The organism is Paraburkholderia sp. 22099 (assembly GCF_052045835.1).
In the GTDB taxonomy this organism is placed as follows: Bacteria; Pseudomonadota; Gammaproteobacteria; order Burkholderiales; family Burkholderiaceae; genus Paraburkholderia; species Paraburkholderia terricola.
Genome location: NZ_JBQEPU010000006.1, coordinates 81121 through 97588 on the forward strand (window position 1 = coordinate 81121; position 16468 = coordinate 97588).

The window sequence follows — 16468 nt, forward strand, 5'->3', positions numbered from 1 at the left end:
AGGCTATTTATTCCGGATTTTGCACCTTCCACGGAATATTTCATCCATGACCACGCCACCCAGACGGCTCGACCGGATCGACATCGGCATCCTGAGCCAGTTGCAGCAGAACGCGCGCATCACCAATGCGGATCTCGCCCGCGCGGTGAACCTGTCGCCCACGCCGTGCTTCAACCGTGTGCGCGCGCTCGAAAAGCTCGGCCTGTTCAAGCAGCAGGTCACGTTGCTGAACCCGGAGCCGCTGGGCTTGCGCATCAACGTGTTCATTCAGGTGAGTCTGGAAAAGCAGGTGGAAGACGCGCTGCTGCGTTTCGAGCAGGCGATTTCCGAGCGCCCCGAGGTGATGGAGTGCTATCTGATGACCGGCGACGCCGACTATCTGCTGCGCGTGGTCATGCCGGATATGCAGACCTTGGAGCGTTTCATCGTCGATCATCTGACGAAGATTCCGGGCATCTCCAATATCCGCTCGAGTTTCGCGCTCAAGCAGGTGCGCTATAAGACGGCGCTGCCGCTGCCGTCGTCGGGACTGACGCTGACCGATCCCGACGACATTGCGACCGACTGGCGCTAGGCTGCGCGCGCTGTAACAGATGTGGTGGACAATATCGGCGACAGCGGCAAGGCCCCGATACCACCTCAACCTGGAGAGAAAGCGCGATGAACTACGACGACAGCAATCCATTCGCGAGGATTCTGCGTGGCGAACTACCTTGCATCAAAGTGGCGGAGACCGGCGCCGCCCTCGCCTTCATGGACCTGATGCCGCAAGCCGACGGCCACTTGCTGGTCGTGCCGAAGGAAGCGGCGGCGGAGATTTTCGAGTTGTCGGACGCGTCGGTCGTGGCCTGCATGCGCATGACACAGAAGCTCGCCATTGCGGTTCGCGCGGCGCTGCGGCCGGACGGCGTATTCATTGGACAGTTCAACGGCGCTGCGGCGGGACAGACCGTGCCGCACGTGCATTTTCATGTGATTCCGCGCTGGGAAGGTCAGCCGCTACGCATGCACGCACGCGACGTCGCGGATGCGGCCACGCTCGAAGCGCTGGCAAAACGCATTCGCGATCATTGGCGCGCAGACTGAGGCGCTGGCTAAGCGCGGCTAGGGTGGTCGACTATCCGCGGCGGCTCACGGGCGGTGCCGCGAGCGGCGCAGCGGATGCCGCCAGTCGTGCCGACGAGGTGGCGCGTGCATGGGCCGCATGTCATGCAGATGACGGTGTTCCTGCCACAATTCGTCGGAGAAAAGAAACGCGACGATGAGCAGCGGAATCACCAGAAACGCGCCCAATATCAATTGCTCGATCACGGTAGCCTCCAGGCGTGGGAGCATCAATTCATTGTAGAGCACCGCACGTGCCCGTACCGTTGCGCGCCACTCATAACGCGCGCTCGCTCGCCTGGGACAACGCACCGCCCTGCACTCGCCGCAATCGCGTTGCGCCTCGCTCGTTGCAAGAATGCGCTGCGCCGGAGTGAACCGTTGCAAGAACTTCTCCCCGGTGCTCAACGTGCGCAAGGTCTACCCCGTCGCGACGAATTCAGCCCACCGATTGACGCCTGGCATTGTTTATCTTCTGCACGTACACCGTTATTTCGTGATCCTGGATGAATCAACCGAACGACTTTGTGTGCAACGCACCAAAACCCCGGATTGATTGTAGTAAATCACTTAATTTGAGCCTCTCGTTTACGTGAATAAGCGCCGCAAAGCGTTACTGGATAAAGCGGCGAGTGCCGCGCATCGACCAATTACCCGTCACTAATCCGTCTATTCGAGGCGCTGCCTATCGTTTAGGCAAGCGCGGCGCGTGGTGCGACAATTCGCCACTGTTGCGACCGCACACAAGATGTGCTTGTCGTTCTCTCCGGTTTGCCTAAAGTGCAAGGTGCGGGTTCGACGTTAAAGTTAAATACATAGCTAACCTTGAGTATTGAAACCCGCACCGGAGGAAATATGAAAAAGCAAATCGCCCTTCTTTTCGCCATTGCGGGTTTGGCTGCCGCTTCTGTTCAGGCGCAAGACGTCGTGCTCAAGCCGCAGCAAACCATCCAGTTCAAGGCCAATGCCTATGGCTGTGTGTCGAAGGACAAGCTCGATGCCGTCGACCTGCATGCGCAGGCCGGTGAACAGCAGAAAATGCAGGAATTCTTCTCCGGCTATCAATGCGTCTCCACGCCGGAAAACTCAAGTTTCCGCGTGGTTCGCGTGGTCGGCCACGATGTCGAATTCGTGAATGCCGCCAATAGCGATACGCAAGGTCTTTGGGCACACGATCGATTCATCAAGCAATAATCGAACGCCGATATTCCCGCGAAACGCGGGAATATGACGATGCACGTGGCAATCCCCCGTTTTTCCAAAATCGGGGGCGGTGAACTCGTGATTTATAAAACGGCGAGCATTCAATGCGTCGCCGTTTTTTATTTTCCGCGCCGATTTAACGGGCATAAAAAAGCCGATGCGGTTTTCAAGCCGCATCGGCAGACGCCTTCTCGCAAAGCGCAGGAACAAACGTTAATTCGTCATGCGTCGATCAGCCGGTCAATGTGAATCGCGCGGCACCGGCGCGCCGCTCGACCCCACCAGAAAATCGAGGTCAGCGCCCTGATCCGCTTGCAGCACGTGCTCGACGTAAAGCTTGTAATAGCCGCGCGTGGGCGGCGCCGGCGGCTGCCAGGACGCGCGCCGGCGCGCCAGTTCCTCGTCGGTGACATCGAGGTGCAGGCGGCGTGCTTCAACGTCGAGTTCGATCATGTCGCCGGTCTGCACGAACGCGAGCGGACCGCCCGCGGCCGCCTCGGGCGACACGTGCAGCACCACCGCGCCGTAGGCGGTGCCGCTCATGCGGCCGTCGGAAATGCGCACCATGTCCGTGATGCCCTTTTGCAGCACTTTTTTCGGCAGCGGCATGTTGCCGACTTCCGCAAAGCCCGGATAACCCTTCGGCCCCGCGCCCTTGAGCACCATGATGCAGTGCTCGTCGATGTCGAGCGAATCGTCGTCGATCCTGGCGTGCAATTCCTCGATGTTTTCGAACACCACCGCGCGGCCGCGATGCTTGAGCAGCGCCTCGGTCGCCGCCGACGGCTTGATCACCGCGCCATTCGGCGCAAGGTTGCCCTTGAGCACCGCAATGCCCGCCTTCGGCTTGAACGGCTCGGCGAACGTCGTGATGACCTTCTCGTCGTGATTCGGCGCGTTGCGCACGTTGTCCCAGATCGTCTTGCCGTTCACCGTCAGCGCTTCGCGATGCAGCAGCCCTTGCTCGCCGAGTTGCTTGAGCACCGCCGGCAAGCCGCCCGCGTAGTAAAAGTCTTCCATCAGGTATTCGCCCGACGGTTGCAGATTCACGAGGCACGGCACGTTCGAGCCCAGTTCCCAATCTTCCAGCGACAACTCGACGCCGATGCGCTTCGCGAGCGCGATCAGATGCACGACCGCATTGGTCGACCCGCCGATCGCCGCGTTGGTGCGGATCGCGTTTTCGAACGCCTGGCGCGTGAGGATCTTGTCCATCGTCAGATCCTCGCGAACCATGTCGACGATGCGCCGGCCCGCGAGATGCGCAAGCACTTGCCGGCGCGCGTCCACCGCGGGAATCGCCGCGTTGTGCGGCAAGCCCATGCCGAGCGATTCGACCATCGAGGCCATCGTCGACGCCGTGCCCATCGTCATGCAGTGGCCGCGCGAGCGGTTCATGCACGACTCGGCTTCGGTGAATTCCTCCGGCGTCATCGTGCCGGCGCGCACTTCCTCGGACATCTGCCAGACGCCCGTGCCCGAGCCGATGTTCTTGCCGCGAAACCGGCCATTGAGCATCGGTCCGCCCGACACCGCCAGCGCCGGCAAATTGCACGAGGCGGCGCCCATCAGCAGCGCGGGCGTGGTCTTGTCGCAGCCGACCAGCAGAATCACGCCGTCCATCGGATTGCCGCGAATCGACTCCTCGACGTCCATCGAAGCGAGATTGCGAAACAGCATCGCGGTGGGCCGCAAATTGGTTTCGCCGAGCGACATCACCGGAAACTCCAGCGGCAAGCCGCCCGCTTCATGCACGCCCTTTTTCACGTACTCGGCCAGCTCGCGGAAGTGCGCGTTGCACGGCGTCAGCTCGGACCATGTATTGCAGATGCCGATCACCGGGCGGCCGTCGAATTCGTCGTGCGGGATGCCCTGGTTTTTCATCCACGATCGATGCAGGAAACCGTCGCGGTCCTTGAGGCCAAACCATGCCTGGCTGCGCAGCGGTTTTTTAGTCTGGTTCGAATCGGCCATGAAATCTCCTGTTGGCAAGCATATGGAGGCGAGCGAGTGTCACTCCTCAGTGCACGCGCTTGCTGCGGCGGAACTGGTCGAACAGCACCGCGAGCAGCAGAATCCCGCCGCGAATCAGGTATTGATAGAAGGTAGGCACGTTCATCAGGCTCATTGCGTCCTGCACCGAGCCCATGATCAGCACGCCCACCAGCACGCCGGAAATCGTCGCGACGCCGCCCGTCAGCGAAACGCCGCCGAGCACGCACGCGGAGATCACGCCGAGTTCGAGCCCGACCGAGGTCTTCGGGTCGCCGAGACTCATCCGCGACGCCAGCATCACGCCCGCGAAGCCGGTCACGAGACCTTGCAATACGAACACCGTGATCTTGATGCGCGTGACGGGCAAGCCCGCGAGGAGGGCGGCCTCGCTGTTGCCGCCGACGGCCAGCACGTTCTTGCCGAACACGGTTTTCTTCAGCAGGAAACCGAAAAGCACGAAGCCGATGATGTTGCTCCAGATCGGAAACGAGATGCCGAGGAACGCGCCGCCGCCGAGGTCGAAGAAGCTTTCCTCGGAAATCATCACCGCGTCGCCGTGCGACGTGATGAACGCGAGGCCGCGCACGACTTCCATCATCGCGAGCGTGACGATCAGCGAGTTGATCTTGTAGCGCGCGATCAGCACGCCGTTCACGAGTCCGACCGCGCCGCCCGCGAGCACGCCGCCCGCGACGCCGAGCATCACGCTATGCGTCGCCGTGATCAAGGTGGACGCCACCACGCCGGCAAACGCGACGATCGACGCCACGGACAAATCCACCTCGCCGAGCGCGAGCACGAACATCATCGTCACGGAGATGGAGCCGATCAGCGTGACGGACAGCAGCAAGCCCTGGATATTTCGCGAGCTCAGGAAATCGGGCACGGTAAACGACAGCACGGCAAACAGGATGATGAACACCATCACGATGCCGGACTTGTTGACGAGGTCCCAGGTGCGCGCGGCGCGCGCGCTCAAGCCGGCGGATGCGACGGCTGGCGTGGAGGATTCGGTTGAAGGTGTGTGCATGATGTTTATTCCAGTTTCAATGGCGCGATTCGGCGGCCTTTCGATGGTGTTAGCGGGGCAGGGCGAGCTTGATGAGCGCATCCGGCGTGGCCTGCGCCTTCGGCAGATTGCCGACGATGCAGCCTTCCTTCATCACGATCACGCGGTCCGCCACGCCGATCACCTCGGCCAGATCGCTCGACACGACGATGACCGTGCGGCCCGCTTCGGCGAGCCCATACAACAGGCCGTAAATCTCGCTGCGCGCGCCGACGTCGATGCCGCGCGTGGGCTCGTCCATCAGGAACACGTCGATCTCTTCCGCGAGCCAGCGCGACAGAATCACCTTCTGCTGATTGCCGCCCGAGAGCGTGCCGATCGGCGTCTCGCCGTTGCGCGTCTTGATCGCGAGCTTGCCGATGAACTCCTTCGCGGTTTGCGCTTCCTTGCGGCCGTTGAGCACGTTGAAGCGGCTGAAATGGCGCCGGCAACTGATGTTCAGATTGTCCGACACCGAGGCGATCGACACGATGCCTTCCTGCTTGCGATCTTCCGGGCACAACGCGACGCCCGCGCGCACCGCGTCACGCGGCGTGGCGAAGCGCACCGGCTTGCCCTTGAGCGTGATCTCGCCGGCGCTCGGCTTGACCGCGCCGTAGATCAGCTTCATCAACTCGGAACGGCCCGCGCCGACAAGGCCGAAGAAGCCGACGATTTCGCCCTTGCGCGCGACGAAGGAAGCCGGTTCGCGCAAGCCGCGTCCCATCAATCCGTTGACTTCGAGCTGCACGCCGCCGAGTTCGCGTGAGCGATAGCCGTACACGTCGGCGATCGAGCGGCCCACCATGCAGCTGATCAGCCGGTCGCGATCGAGTCCTTCACCGGCTGCGAACGTATCGATGCGGCGGCCGTCGCGAAACACCGTCACGCGATCGCACAGTTCGTAGACTTCGTCCATCCGATGCGTGACGTAAATGATCGCGCGGCCCTCGGCCTTCAATGCGCGGATGATTCGGAACAGTTGCGTGGTCTCGCGCGACGACAGCGAACTGGTCGGCTCGTCGAAGGCGATCACGCGCGCATCGCGCATCAGCGCCTTGCCGATCTCGATCATCTGACGCTGGCCGATCGACAGATTCTTCACCTGCTGCGACGGATCGATCTTTTCGCCGAGCCGTTCCAGTTCACGCACCGCGCGCGCCACCAGCGCTTTTTCGTCGAGCACGCCAAAACGGTTGGGCAGGGCGCCGAGCATCAGGTTTTCCGCGACCGTCAACTCCGGCACCAGATGCAGTTCCTGATAGATGATCGCGACGCCCGCCGCGATGGCCGCCTTCGTGGTGGTGAAGTGCTGCTCGACGCCATCGAGCGACAACGTGCCTGCCGCCGGTTGATTCACGCCGGACAGCACCTTGAGCAACGTCGATTTGCCTGCGCCGTTTTCGCCCATCAGGCCGTGCACCTCGCCGCGCCGCACTTCCAGCGACACCTGGTCGAGCGCGAGCACGCCGGGAAAGCGCACGGTGATGCCGTCGAGTTGCAGATACGGCTCGGTGGAGTCGGGCACAGGCGAGGGCGCTTGCGCCGAAAGCGTCGCTGCGCCCGCGTGGGACTCAGTGTGTGAGGACGTCATCGAAAAACCTTGAGCTGAAGGACAAACGCGCGGGCCGCGCTCGCAGTGGCGTGATGCTCGCTACGCGAGGCGGCCCGCAAACCGCGGACTCGAATCCCGCTTAAATGCCGAGTTCCTTACGCACGTCCTGCCAGTTGCCGCGCACCATCAGCTTGCCGGTGGTTTGCGTGTCGGCGGGCGGCTGCTTGCCGGCCTTGATCCACTCGACCAGATTCTCCGTGCTTTCCTTGCCGTGCATCGTCGAGCTCACGGCGATCGTGCCGTAGAAGCCGGTCGGTTCCTTCTTCTGGAATTCGGCGAACGCTTCGCCCGCACCGTTGATGCCGACGCCGATCACATCCGCCGCCGGAATGTGCAATTGCTCGGTGGCGCGCACGCCGCCCAGCACGCTTTCCTCGTTGAGCGCGAAGATCACCCACTTCTTGATGTTCGGATGCTGCGCGAGCACCGGCGACGACGCGTTGAAGCCGCCTTCGTCATCGGTCGTCTTTTGCGGAGCGTCGAAGATGTTTTCCTTCTTGAAGCCGCCGGCCAGCAGCGTTTGCGTCGCGCCGTCGGTGCGCAGCTTCGCGGTCGGCAATTCGTAGTTCGTGATGCGCAGCGCGCCGACTTCCTCCGGCTTCCAGCCGCGGCGCTTCATCTCTTCGGCAATCGCCGTGCCGACCTGATTGCCGATCTTGAACGCGGACATGCCCAGATGCGGCACGTTCGCGAGCGGCTTGCCGGTAGAGTCGACCAGTTGATCGTCGACGGTGACGAACTTCATGTTGTAGCGCTTGGCGCGCGCCTGAATCGCCGGTCCGAGACGCACGTCGGGCGCGCAGATCACGAAGCCCTTGGCGCCTTGCGCGCCGAGATTGTCGATCGCGGCCAATACTTTCTCGCCGTCCGGCGTGCCGATGTTGACGACGGAGAAGCCGTCCTTCTGGCCGAGCGCGGTCGCGGCTTTCTGTTCGTTGATGAACCACGCCTGTTCCGGCATCTTCACGAGGAAGCCGACCTTGAGCGGCTGATCCGCATGGGCGGAAAGCTGCGCGGCAAAGGGCGCGGCGAGGACGGCGGCGGCCATCGCGGTTAGCGTCAAACGGCGAAGCTTGCTGGTCATGTCTGTCTCCTGAGGTTGAAAAGCTGCATTGATTTCGTTTGGTAGCAGCGGGGTATGCACGGCGGCGTTAACCGGGACGTGGATAGACGTGGCGATCGGGCGTGGCAGGCGCGCCGGAGCGGGCCGTGCGCGGCGCGATCGGATGAGCGGGGGTGCAAGCGTATCTCATGGCGCTCAGCCCGCGACGTAAGCCGTTTTCACGGCTGTCCAGAAGGCCGCGTCGGTTGCGCCGTAGGCGGAGGCCTTGCGGCCGCCGCCGGGCGCGTGGTGCTCGATGGCGGTGGTCGGCAGATTGATCGTGACGACCCCGCTATGCGCATGGCGCCGGAAATGCCGCGCGCGGCTCAGCGAGCGGGTGCAGATGCCGGCGCATAGACCGTAGGCCGTATCGTTCGCGAGATGCAGCGCGTGGTCGTAGTCGTCGGCGCGCAGCACCACGGCGAGCGGCCCGAAAATCTCTTCTCGCGCGATGCGGTGTTCGGGCTCCGCAACGAACAGCGCGGGTTCGAAAAAGTAGCCGCGCGTCGCGCGCTCCAGTTGAACACCGCCGCGCAGCAATTGCGCGCCTTCTTCCTGGCCGATGCGCACGTAGTCGAGATTGCGCGCCAGTTGCGCGGCGTTCGCGAGCGGCCCGATATCCGTGCCGTGCTTCAGCGCATGATCGACCGAGAGCCGGGCGAGTTTGGTCCGCAATGCGTCGACGAACGGCTCGAACACCGCCCGCTCGACGATCAGCCGCGAGGCCGCCGTACTGCGTTGCCCCGCGAAGCCAAAGGCGCCGGTCAAGGCCGCATCCACGGCGCCGTCGAGTTCGGCATCGGCCAGCACCACGAACGGATTCTTGCCGCCCATCTCCAGTTGCACGCGCGCCTGGCGGGCGGCGGCGGCTTGCAGCACGCGCGTGCCGGTTTCCGCCGAACCGGTGAAGCTGACCGCCGCGACCAGCGGATGCGCGGCGATCCGCGCGCCGACTTGCCGGCCGCTGCCCATCACGAGGTTGAACACGCCCGCCGGCAAGCCGGCCCGATTGATGATCGAGGCCAGTGCGGCGGCGCAAGCCGGCGCCGATTCGGCCGGCTTGAAGACGACGCAGTTGCCGTGCGCCAGCGCGGCGCCGACCTTCGCGGCGGCAATCGCGAGGGGCGCGCTCCACGGCGCGATGATGCCGATCACGCCGAGCGGTTCGCGTGTCACGTCGATCTCGACGCCCGCGCGCGGCGCGGCGACGGGCTCGGCGAACGCGCGCAACGCCTCGGCCGCGAACAGCTTGAAAATCTGCCCGGCGCGGGTGGCTTCGGCCAACGCCTCGGGCAAGGTCTTGCCGACCTCGCGCGCGAGCAACCGGCCAAGTTCGTCGCGGCGCGCCAGCATCTCGCTGCCGATCGCGTCGAGCGCATCCGCGCGGCGCTGCGCCGAACCCAGCGACCATTCGCGGAAGGCCGCGCTCGCCGCTTCGATCGCCGTATCGGTCTGCCGCGCGTCGGCGCGCACATACTCGCCGAGCGGTTCGTCGAGGTCCGACGGATTCAGCGAAATGCCCGTGGTCGCGCCCGTCTCCCAGCCGCCATTGATGTAGTGGCGGAACGGGCTGGCAACGAGCGGGACGAGCGGATCGCGATTCATCGACGGGAAGACGCCAATTTGAGGAAGCTCACAAAGTCCACGAATGGTATGGGCCGTCCCAATAACTTTCCAATCCCTTTTTTCACTACTGCCATATCAATTCCGGTATGGCATGATGGCGTCTCAATCTTGACACTTCCGCGACAGACGGCTTAAGCCGCTTTAGGAGACAAGCCATGACACGCAGCTACTCGAACTGGTTCGTGCGCGCGCGACTCAAGACGCGGCAGTTGCTGCTGCTCGCGGCAATGGAGGAGGAGGGCAACGTGCGCCGCGCGGCCGACGTGCTCGGCATGACGCAGCCTGCCGCGTCGCGCCTGCTCAAGGAGTTGGAGGACATGCTCGAGGTGAGCCTGTTCGACCGCACGCCGCACGGCATGCACGCCACGCTGTACGGCGAAGTGATGATCCGTCACGCGCGCATGGTGCTCTCTAATCTGAGCCACGCGCACGACGAAATCTCCGCGCTGCGGGCCGGTCTCGCGGGCCAGGTGCGCATCGGCGTGATCGCGGCGGCGGCCGCGACGATGGTGCCGCGCGCGATCGCCGACGTGAAGGAGCGCTATCCGCAGTTGCAGATCTGGGCGGAGGTGGAAACCTCCGACGTGATGTTGCCGCGGCTCGCGGAAGGCGAACTCGACATCATGATCGGCCGCGTACTGGAGCGGCAAAACCAGTTCAAGGCCGAAGTCCGCTACGAACCGCTCGCCGACGAGCCGCTTTGCGTGGTCGCGCGCCCCGGCCATCCTCTCGAAAATGAGACAGGTTTGACGCTGCGGGGAATCGTCAACGCGAGCTGGGTTTTGCATCCGCCAGGCAGCGTCTTGCGCCATCGTTTCGATCTGATGTTTTCGCAGATCGGGCTGAATCCGCCGCAAAACGTGGTGAATACCAACAATTTTCTGGCGATTTCGAGCTTGCTGCTCCAAAGCGACATGTTGGCGGTTTTGCCGGACGAAGTGGCGCGTCAATACCAACAGTACGGTGTGTTGAAGCGGTTGCCGATCGATTTGCCGTGCAGGATGGATACATTCGGTATCATCACGCGCCAGTCGCATCTGCTTTCGCCAGCGGCCGCCCTGGTGCTCGAAGCCTTGCGGGAAGCGGCCGCCGAGGTCTACGGCACGGCCTTCGAGCCGGCGGTGGCGCGATAAATGCTCCTTCCGTTGTAAAAGCCGGTTTGACGGCGCGCGGGAGGAACGGCGATGTACAACAAACACCGAAAACGGCAGCGAGCCGTCGACGACTCTTTTTCTGTTCGCTCCGGTGGAGCGAGCGCCTGGTTTAGCAACGGCATGGCTCTCAAATCGACGATTTACAAGGCGGAACTGCAAATCGCCAACATGGACCGGCACTATTACGCCGACCATTCGCTGACCATCGCCCGTCATCCCTCGGAAACCGACGAGCGGATGATGGTTCGCGTCGCCGCGTTCGCGCTGTTCGCGCAGGAACGCCTCGAATTCTGCAAAGGCTTGTCGGATGTCGACGAACCGGATCTGTGGCAAAAGGATCTCACCGGCGCGATCGAAACCTGGATCGAAGTCGGCCAGCCGGACGAACGGCGCATCGCCAAGGCGAGCGGCCGCTCGAACGAGGTGATCGTGATCGCCTATGGCGGCCGCGCCTCGGACATCTGGTGGCAAGGCGTGAAGAACAAGGTCGAACGCATGCGCAATGTGACGGTCTGGACGCTCGCGGAAGGCGTGGCCGACGCGCTCGGCTCGCTCGCCGAACGCACCATGCGCCTGCAATGCACGGTGCAGGACGGCGAAGCGTGGCTCGGCAGCGCGGAAGCCGATGCAGTGAAAATCGAATGGACGGTGTTGAAGGCGCCGGCCAGCGCTTGAGGTTCGGCTTGGCCTGACGGCTTCCGGGCAGGCTTAGAGCGACGTCAACCGCGCCGCGTCAGGCGGACCCTTGAGTTCGACCATATTGCCTTCGGGGTCGAACAGATACAGCGACGGCCCAAAGCCGTCCGCGCCATAGCGCCGCGCATGTTCGCCCAGCCGTGCGCCGTGTCCGGTGAGATGCGCCTTGAGCGCCTCGGCGTCGAACGGTTCGACGCGCAAACACACGTGGTCCATATTCCGCCCGGCGCCGGGCGCGCCGTTTTCCGCGCGATCGAGCTTCGCGCCCACCTGCAGCAGGTCGATCAGCGAGCGGCCCGCGCGCAACTGCGTCAAGCCCAGATCGCGCTGCTCCTTTTCCACGCTGCATCCGAGGACGTCGCAGTAAAAGCGCGTCATTTTCTCGACGTCGGATGCTCGAATGACGATGTGATCGATCTCGCGAATGTGGATTTTCATCTCAGACGCCCTTGCCGGTCGACGAAACGGGTGGAATACCCAGTGTAGAAGAAAGCTCGGCAGATGCGAGAACGCGCCGCGAAGGGGCAGTTTAGAAACGTACAGGCGAAAAAAAGCCCGCTCTATGTGGAGCGGGCTGAATCCATATCAGGAGGAGACATGGAGGAGACAGGTACTAATATACACATGCACCTGGTGCGACGCAATAACTTTTTAAGGGAAAACCCGATATCGGGCCAAATTGTCGCACTTTTTCATGGAAAGACCGTCCGGCGCGGCTTCCGGCCCTACGAGGAAGCGCAATGACAGAGCAAGAACCGGAGCGTAGTGTGTCGGCAGGCGGCCTACATTGGTGAGCATCGACACCGCCTTCGGGAATCATCATGAACCGCACCCTCTACCGTACTGACATCGCGCCCGACGCCGCCGGCTGGACCTCCGACGACGAGCGCTGGGAAGCCGTCACGCGCCGCGAACCGCAAGCCGACGGCGCGTTTTTCTATGGCGTCAAGACGACCGGCGTGTTCTGCCGTCCGTCGTGTGCATCGCGCCAGCCGCGCCGCGAGAACGTCGCTTTTTTCACCGACGTCGCCGCCGCGCGCGCCGCGGGTTTCCGCGATTGCAAGCGGTGCCAGCCGGGCGGCCTGCCGCGTGAACTGGAAATCGTCAATCGCGCCTGTGCCGCGCTGGACGCCGATCCGCAACAGCGCCTCACCCTCGCGCAACTGAGCGACGCCGTGCACGTCAGTCCGTTTCACCTGCAGCGTCTGTTCAAGCGCGTGGTGGGCGTGACGCCGCGTCAATATCAGGCGGCGCAGCGAGGCGCAGCGTTGCGCGACGCGCTGCAAAGCGGCTCGGACGTCACGCGCGCCACGCTCGACGCCGGCTTCGGCTCGCCGTCGCGGATGTACGACAGCGCATCGGCCGAACTGGGCATGGCGCCCTCCGAGTTTCGCCGCAAAGGCGCGGGGCTCACCGTGCGCTACGCCGGCGCGCCCACTTCGCTCGGCTTCGTGCTGGTCGCGGCCACCGAAAAAGGCATCTGCAAGATCGGTTTCGGCGACGACCCCGGCTTGCTCACCGACGAACTGCGCAGCGAGTTCGCCAACGCCGATGTGCGGGAAGATCCCGAACGGCTCGCACCGTTCATCGCGCAGATCGACGCGTATCTGCGCGGCACCCGCCAGGACTTCGATCTGCCGCTGGATATCGCCGCGACGGCGTTCCGGCAGCGCGTCTGGGACGCGCTGCGGCGCATTCCATACGGCGAGACGCGCAGCTATACACAGATCGCCGAAGCCGTCGGCGCGCCTCGCGCCGTGCGCGCGGTCGCGAGCGCGTGCGCGACGAACCCCGTTGCGCTGGCGATTCCCTGTCATCGCGTGGTGCAAAAGGGCGGGGCGCTGGCCGGGTATCGTTGGGGCCTGCCGCGCAAGGCCGCGCTGCTCGACAACGAGGCCCAGCATGCCGGCGATGTTTCGCAACACCAATCCGAGCGCCACAAGGCCGATATGACCGAAACCACCACCAATCTGGATCACGCCGCGTGAGCACGCTCGACGACGTCGCAACGCTCGAACTGCCGTTCAAACCACCTTTCGACTGGCCGCGCCTGCTGCGTTTTTTCGGCGGACGCGCGACGCCGGGCGTCGAAGCGGTGGAAGACGGCGCCTATCGCCGCGCCATCGACTGGACCGGCGACAGCGGCACGCTGAGCGTGCGTCTGCATCCGCGCAAGCGCTGCCTCGTCGCCAACATCGAAGGCCCGGTGAGCCGCCACGCCGACGCGCTCGCCGCACCGATCGCGCGGATGTTCGATCTGCACGCCGATCCGAAGAAGATCGGCGCGGAACTCGCCGCCGACCCGTGGCTCGCGCCATTGATCGAGGCGGTGCCGGGCTTGCGCGTGCCGGGCGCGTGGTCGGGTTTCGAACTGGTGGTGCGCGCGATCGTCGGCCAGCAGGTCAGCGTGAAGGCGGCGACCACCATCATCGGACGTCTCGTGCAGCGCGCCGGCGAGCGCATCGAAGGGCATCCGCACGAGAACACCGCGTGGCGCTTTCCGACACCGGCTGCGCTCGCCGCCGTCGATCTTGCGCAGATCGGCATGCCGGGTAAACGCGTAGCGGCGTTGCAGGGCTTCGCACGAGCGGTCGCTTCGGGAGACGTGCCGCTCGACAGCGGCGTCACCGATGCGAACAGCCTGCGCGCCGCCTTGCTCGCACTGCCCGGCATCGGCCCCTGGACCGTCGAATACGTCGCGATGCGCGCATGGCGCGACGCCGACGCGTGGCCCGCCTGGGACCTCGTGCTGATGCAGTCGATCTGCGCGCGCGACCCGTCGCTCGTGCGGCCCACGCAGCAGCGCGTGCGCACCGACGCATGGCGGCCGTGGCGCGCGTATGCGGCGATGCATCTGTGGAACGAGGTAGCGGACCGCGCAGGCGCCGCGCGCGGGGGCTAAGCGCGCGCCTCATGCGGAAGGGGAAACGCGCATCGCGTGCAATGCGCGTAGGCGGTAGGGCGACGCGATGCAAGGCAAGCCGAATCGTCGGGAAAATAGACAGCGCTAGCGCTCCGACGCCCCGCCGAGGCGGCCTCAAGCAGCCGCCGTGGCGAGATGTTAAAGTGCCCGCTACCTGAAAATTCCGCCGAACGTTGTCAACCGCGCCATGCTGCCTGTGAGCAGTGAAGCGGCACATGGCGGCCGACAACGCCCGACTCGCATCAATGCCAAACACCACACTTTCCCGCACGACCGACGTGTTCTCGCACCGCCTGTCCGTGCTGACCTCCGGCCCTCGGCGCGACGCGCTGATAAGCGGCCTGCGCGGCATCGAAAAAGAAAGCCTGCGCGTGACGCGGGACGGCAAGCTCGCGTTGACGCCGCATCCACGCTCGCTCGGTTCGGCGCTCACGCATCCATCGCTCACCACCGACTATTCCGAAGCGCTGCTCGAACTGATCACGCCCGCTGAGCACGACGTGGCGATCACGCTCGAGAAACTCGACACGCTGCATCGTTTCGTCTACGCCGAACTCGGCGACGAAATTCTGTGGAACAACTCGATGCCGGGCCTGTTGCCCGACACCGACGAGGGCATCCCGATCGCGCGCTACGGCACGTCGAACATCGGCAAATTGAAGTACGTGTACCGCATCGGCCTCGCGCTGCGTTACGGTCGCACGATGCAATGCATCGCGGGCATCCACTACAACTATTCGCTGAGCGAGGAAGTGTGGCGCGTGTTGCAGGCCGACCAGCGATCCACCGCGAACGCCGTCGATTTTCAGTCGGACCGCTACCTCGCGCTGATCCGCAATTTCCGCCGCACCAACTGGCTGCTGATGTACCTGTTCGGCGCATCGCCGGCGCTGGATCGCCGCTTCCTACGCGATCGCAAACACACGCTCGAAACGTTCGACGCCGACACGCTGTACCGTCCCTACGCAACCAGCCTGCGCATGAGCGACCTCGGCTATTCGAACACCACGGCGCAAGCCGCGCTGCACGCCGACTACGACACGTTGCCGGGCTACCTCGACGCACTCGGGAAAGCCGTGAGCCAGCCGTATCCCCCCTACGAGGCGATCGGCACACAGCGCGACGGCGAGTGGGTGCAGATCAACACGAACGTGCTGCAGATCGAAAACGAGTTCTACTCGACCATTCGTCCGAAGCGCATCACGCATCCGGGCGAGCGTCCGCTGCATGCGCTCGCCGCGCGCGGCGTGCAGTACGTCGAGGTGCGCTGCATGGACATCGATCCGTTCGAGCCGGCCGGTATTTCGCTCGAAACGTCGCGCTTTCTCGACGCCTACCTGCTGGTCTGCGCACTGGACGACAGCGCGCCGCTGCCGCCTGACGCCTACGCCGAGGCGAACCGGAACTTCGGCCGCGTGACGATGGAGGGCCGCAAGCCCGGCCTCGAACTCACGCGCGACGGCCGTCCGGTCGCGATGACGGATTGGGCCAACGAAATCTTCGTGAAGATCGACGCGGCGGCCGCCGCACTCGACGCGTTGCAAGGCGGCGACGCCCATGCGCGCGCCGTGGCGGTTCAACGCGCGAAGCTGGCGGACGCATCGCTCACGCCGTCGGCGCGCGTGCTGCGGACCATGCGTGACAAGGAACAGAGTTTCCTCGCGTTCGGACTCGAGCAGAGCGAAGCGCACGCCGAGTATTTCCGCGCGCGTCCGCTGAATGTCGAAGAGACGAAGGCGTTCACGGACCTCGCCGAACAATCGCTTGCCGAACAGGCCATGCTCGAACAGGAAGAAGTTGGTTCGTTCGATGCGTTTGTCGCGGCTTATCGCGCGTACACGTTGAACCGGTTCAGCGTTTGAGATTGAGCGACGCATGTCGACAAGATGAAAAGCGGCCCGCGAGGCCGCTTTTTTCATGCGCGCAGGTAACGTCTACATCGCGCGGCGTTGCGGATAAAACGACATCGGCAAATTCTCCGCGCGTTTTGACGATTCCCTGA

At 64.0% G+C, this 16468-nt stretch carries 16 protein-coding genes; 9 read left to right on the forward strand and 7 right to left on the reverse strand.

Annotated elements, in window-relative coordinates; all coding sequences use genetic code 11:
• Positions 1-46 precede the first annotated feature (46 nt).
• Both ACTJLC_RS07950 and ACTJLC_RS07955 read left to right on the forward strand, forming a co-directional pair.
• Positions 47-574 carry an Lrp/AsnC family transcriptional regulator gene (locus ACTJLC_RS07950; protein WP_083086066.1) on the forward strand — a complete coding sequence of 176 codons (528 nt, stop codon included), beginning with the start codon at positions 47-49 and terminating at the stop codon, positions 572-574.
• An 86-nt stretch (positions 575-660) separates the two neighbouring features.
• The gene (locus ACTJLC_RS07955) at positions 661-1086 is read left to right on the forward strand and encodes an HIT family protein (protein WP_310131108.1); all 426 of its coding nucleotides are present in this window, start codon (positions 661-663) and stop codon (positions 1084-1086) included.
• 45 nt (positions 1087-1131) lie between these two features.
• Here the strand turns inward: ACTJLC_RS07955 and ACTJLC_RS07960 are convergent, their stop codons facing one another.
• A complete protein-coding gene (locus ACTJLC_RS07960; protein ID WP_310131111.1) occupies positions 1132-1521 on the reverse strand; it encodes a hypothetical protein in 390 nt (129 codons plus the stop codon).
• 438 nt (positions 1522-1959) lie between these two features.
• Here ACTJLC_RS07960 and sap1 point away from each other — a divergent pair, with 438 nt between their 5' ends.
• Both sap1 and ACTJLC_RS07970 read left to right on the forward strand, forming a co-directional pair.
• Positions 1960-2298, forward strand: coding sequence for a surface attachment protein Sap1 (gene sap1 / locus ACTJLC_RS07965; protein WP_073427895.1), 339 nt, complete (start codon positions 1960-1962; stop codon positions 2296-2298).
• 33 nt (positions 2299-2331) lie between these two features.
• Complete coding sequence (locus ACTJLC_RS07970) at positions 2332-2556, forward strand: hypothetical protein (protein ID WP_310131114.1); 225 nt, start codon at positions 2332-2334, stop codon at positions 2554-2556.
• Here ACTJLC_RS07970 and ACTJLC_RS07975 read toward each other — a convergent pair.
• The 5 genes from ACTJLC_RS07975 to ACTJLC_RS07995 all read right to left on the reverse strand — a co-directional run bounded on the left by ACTJLC_RS07975 (position 2548) and on the right by ACTJLC_RS07995 (position 9672).
• A complete protein-coding gene (locus tag ACTJLC_RS07975; RefSeq protein WP_073427894.1) occupies positions 2548-4281 on the reverse strand; it encodes an IlvD/Edd family dehydratase in 1734 nt (577 codons plus the stop codon). The genes ACTJLC_RS07970 and ACTJLC_RS07975 overlap by 9 nt on opposite strands.
• 46 nt (positions 4282-4327) lie before the next feature.
• The gene (gene araH / locus ACTJLC_RS07980; RefSeq protein ID WP_073427893.1) at positions 4328-5332 is read right to left on the reverse strand and encodes an L-arabinose ABC transporter permease AraH; all 1005 of its coding nucleotides are present in this window, start codon (positions 5330-5332) and stop codon (positions 4328-4330) included.
• 49 nt (positions 5333-5381) lie between these two features.
• The gene (gene araG / locus ACTJLC_RS07985; protein WP_440843522.1) at positions 5382-6944 is read right to left on the reverse strand and encodes an L-arabinose ABC transporter ATP-binding protein AraG; all 1563 of its coding nucleotides are present in this window, start codon (positions 6942-6944) and stop codon (positions 5382-5384) included.
• 100 nt (positions 6945-7044) lie between these two features.
• The gene (locus ACTJLC_RS07990) at positions 7045-8049 is read right to left on the reverse strand and encodes an arabinose ABC transporter substrate-binding protein (protein ID WP_083086059.1); all 1005 of its coding nucleotides are present in this window, start codon (positions 8047-8049) and stop codon (positions 7045-7047) included.
• Between the two features lie 174 nt (positions 8050-8223).
• The gene (locus ACTJLC_RS07995) at positions 8224-9672 is read right to left on the reverse strand and encodes an aldehyde dehydrogenase family protein (protein ID WP_310123402.1); all 1449 of its coding nucleotides are present in this window, start codon (positions 9670-9672) and stop codon (positions 8224-8226) included.
• A gap of 176 nt (positions 9673-9848) precedes the next feature.
• Here ACTJLC_RS07995 and ACTJLC_RS08000 point away from each other — a divergent pair, with 176 nt between their 5' ends.
• Together ACTJLC_RS08000 and ACTJLC_RS08005 are read left to right on the forward strand one after the other, a co-directional pair.
• Positions 9849-10826 carry a LysR family transcriptional regulator gene (locus ACTJLC_RS08000; protein WP_083086056.1) on the forward strand — a complete coding sequence of 326 codons (978 nt, stop codon included), beginning with the start codon at positions 9849-9851 and terminating at the stop codon, positions 10824-10826.
• 141 nt (positions 10827-10967) lie between these two features.
• On the forward strand, positions 10968-11522 hold the full coding sequence (locus ACTJLC_RS08005; protein WP_083086055.1) for a YaeQ family protein: 555 nt from the start codon (positions 10968-10970) through the stop codon (positions 11520-11522).
• Between the two features lie 33 nt (positions 11523-11555).
• Here ACTJLC_RS08005 and ACTJLC_RS08010 read toward each other — a convergent pair whose 3' ends face one another.
• A complete protein-coding gene (locus ACTJLC_RS08010; RefSeq protein WP_310123406.1) occupies positions 11556-11981 on the reverse strand; it encodes a VOC family protein in 426 nt (141 codons plus the stop codon).
• A gap of 383 nt (positions 11982-12364) precedes the next feature.
• On the opposite strand from ACTJLC_RS08010, the gene ada reads away from it, so the two are divergent.
• From ada to gshA, 3 genes are all read left to right on the forward strand, one after another.
• A complete protein-coding gene (gene ada / locus ACTJLC_RS08015; RefSeq protein ID WP_440843526.1) occupies positions 12365-13531 on the forward strand; it encodes a bifunctional DNA-binding transcriptional regulator/O6-methylguanine-DNA methyltransferase Ada in 1167 nt (388 codons plus the stop codon).
• Positions 13528-14445, forward strand: coding sequence for a DNA-3-methyladenine glycosylase family protein (locus ACTJLC_RS08020; RefSeq protein WP_310123414.1), 918 nt, complete (start codon positions 13528-13530; stop codon positions 14443-14445). The genes ada and ACTJLC_RS08020 overlap by 4 nt, the downstream gene beginning before the upstream one ends.
• A 266-nt stretch (positions 14446-14711) precedes the next feature.
• Positions 14712-16328 (forward strand): glutamate--cysteine ligase, encoded by a 1617-nt coding sequence (gshA, locus tag ACTJLC_RS08025; protein ID WP_440843528.1) that lies wholly within the window; start codon positions 14712-14714, stop codon positions 16326-16328.
• The last annotated feature ends 140 nt before the right edge of the window (positions 16329-16468 follow it).